The organism is Synechococcus sp. H70.1 (genome assembly GCF_047502705.1).
Lineage (GTDB): Bacteria > Cyanobacteriota > Cyanobacteriia > Thermostichales > Thermostichaceae > Thermostichus.
On sequence record NZ_JANSIV010000095.1, the window covers coordinates 26572 to 29036 of the forward strand.

3 protein-coding genes are annotated in these 2465 nt (G+C 59.8%); all 3 read left to right on the forward strand.

The window, feature by feature from the left end:
- Positions 1 to 170 precede the first annotated feature (170 nt).
- Entirely contained in the window at positions 171 to 854 is a 684-nt protein-coding gene (gene upp / locus NW827_RS07040) for a uracil phosphoribosyltransferase (protein ID WP_414404404.1), read from the forward strand.
- 242 nt (positions 855 to 1096) lie between these two features.
- Positions 1097 to 1993 (forward strand): hypothetical protein, encoded by an 897-nt coding sequence (locus tag NW827_RS07045; RefSeq protein ID WP_414404405.1) that lies wholly within the window; start codon positions 1097 to 1099, stop codon positions 1991 to 1993.
- A partial coding sequence (locus NW827_RS07050; protein WP_414503484.1) for a tetratricopeptide repeat protein occupies positions 1980 to 2465 on the forward strand: 486 nt, incomplete at its 3' end. The genes NW827_RS07045 and NW827_RS07050, both read left to right, overlap by 14 nt.

Here is a 2465-nt window from a genome sequence, read left to right on the forward strand (position 1 = left end):
TCCTTGGGCTCCTTCCGATCCCTGCCGCCCCCTGAAGGGTAACTTCTGCCTTCGGTTGCCCCACCGTCAGCTGGGTCCTCAAAAGTTCACCAGCTTGTGCTAGCGTCCACCGGCAGCCAACATCTCGCCCTAGTTTTGCAAAAGCTTGCCTTCTGCCCCCACAAGTCGCTATGCTACCGCCCAGGTTGAGGCATCCTTCGGTGGCAAGTCAGCAACTGCGGGTTTACGTCCCTCCCCATCCGCTCATTAGGCACTGGCTAGCTGTGGCCCGAGACAGGGAGACTCCCATGCCTCTTTTTCGCACGGCCTTGGTGGAGTTGGGCCGCTGGCTGACCTATGAAGCGATGCGGGAGTGGATCCCAACCCAGAAGGTGCAAGTGCAAACGCCTTTAGAACCGGCTCTAGCGGAAGTCATTGACCCCAAGGTGCCGCTGGCCATTGTGCCTATCCTGCGGGCTGGCCTGGCCATGCTGGAAGGCTGTCAAGCCCTTTTGCCCCAGGCGCGGATTTTTCATGTGGGCCTGGTGCGGAACGAGGAGACGCTGCAGGTCAGTTGTTACCTCAATCGCCTGCCAGAGCAGATCCCTGCGCAGATGCGCATCCTCATCCCTGAGCCGATGTTGGCCACTGGGGGTACTTTGCTCTGGGTTTTGGATGAGCTAAAAAAACGGGGGGCAGATCCTAGCCTAGTGAGAATTGTCAGCGTCTTGGCCGCTCCGCCAGGGCTGCAGCGACTGGGATCCCGTTACCCGATGGTGCAAATTTTCTGCGCCATGATTGACGAGCGTCTAAACGACCGAGGGTTTATCCTGCCTGGGTTGGGAGATGCTGGGGATCGCGCTTTTGGCACCTGATCCCTGCCATAAAGCAAAGCTAGGAGCCGGGCTCTACCGCTAGTAGCGGCTGGGCGGGGCAGCAGGGCGTAACCTTTGGCAAGGCCACTCCGGGCGCTTCACTTCTGGCAAGGCTGTTAGATGATGGGAATGCTGGCCGCCTGTGTCCTAGACCCCAGGGATCCGCTTTGGACTCCTCGGGCTAGGAGCCGTCTGATCTAGCTAATTCCACAGGTGCCAGTGCCTTTTCCCTTCCTGGACCTATGCGACTTGTCCTCACCAGTTTGGATGGCAGCCTTTTGGATCTGGAGTCCAACAGCTATGGGGCTGCTCGGCAAGCTTTGGCGGCTCTGGAGCGTCGCTCCATTCCCTTGGTACTCTACAGCCTGCGTACCCGCGCTCAACTGGAACATCTGCGTCGGCAACTGCACCTAGAGCATCCCTTCATCTGCGAGGACGGCTCCGCCATTTATGTTCCCGAACATTACTTTCCCACAGGCATTTTGGATGAGCACTGGCAACACCGCCCTCCCTACTATGAGTATGCCCTGGGGCTGCCCTATTCTCGCTTGCGCCAGATCCTGCAGCAGGTGCGCCAAGATTTCCAGCTGGACTTGATTGGATTTGGCGACTGGACGGCTTCAGAGCTGGCAGCGGCCACCGGGATCCCTTTAGAGGAAGCAGAACGGGCACAACAGCGCGAGTACAGCGAGATTTTCAGCTATTCCGGGGATCCAGCCACGCTGAGAGTAGCCTTTGCCCAACAAGAGGCCACCCTCAGCCAGCACCAGCTGCGGCTGCGTCAGCTCCACCTTCCCAGCCCTTCGCACTGGTATCTCACTGGCTGGAAGTGGATGCATTCAACCCCAGCAGCCAGTTTCTGGCCTGGAGAAGAGGCGGTGCGGTTGCTTCTCGACTGCTACCAGAGACACTTGGGCCCGGTCAGGGCTCTGGGCATTGGCTGTTCCCTGCCCGATCTGGCCTTTTTGCGCTGGGCGGAGCGGAAAGTCGTGCTTCCCAGCCCAATTGCGGGTAGTCTCTGGAGTGAGGCCATCCGCCTTGGGGGGCCAGGGATCCAGTTAGCTCCCCTTCCCGGCCCGGAGGGGTGGAACGAAGTGGTGTTGAGGTGGCTGGAGGAAACCGATCATGGCAGCGAGTAGCAGTAGAGAGGCCGCCGTCCTCGGCCTGAAAGCTGTGGGATTTCTGCTGAGCTGGGCGCTGGGACTGCCCGCCTCTGCCCAGCCGCCTATGAATCTGCTCACCGGGGAGCCGACGGTGGCTCAACTCAAGGAAGATGCAGCCCGCTACCTACAGATGGGCTTTCACACTCTAGCTATTAACGCCTACCGGGCCGCCCTTGAGCTAGAAGACAAAACTAGGGTTCTCCCCAGTGAGCGGGATCCCGACGTGCCCTTTAACCTCGGCCTGATCTACGCTCGCCAAGGCAAGCTGGCGGAGGCGCGAGCTGCCTTCCAACGCTCAGTGGAGGTGGATCCCACAAGTTTCAAGGCCCGCTACCAACTGGCTTTGGTGGATCTCAAATTGGGGAACCTCGTGGAAGCCAAACAGCAGCTCACCCTCCTGGCCCACGCCGCCCGCAGCAACCCCGAAACCTATAGCCACATCCAGTCC

Bases quoted from the DNA above. Each gene is read 5' to 3' on its own strand.
- upp (WP_414404404.1), top strand. From the start codon at position 171: ATGCTACCGCCCAGGTTGAGGCATCCTTCGGTGGCAAGTCAGCAACTG.
- NW827_RS07045 (WP_414404405.1), top strand. From the start codon at position 1,097: ATGCGACTTGTCCTCACCAGTTTGGATGGCAGCCTTTTGGATCTGGAG.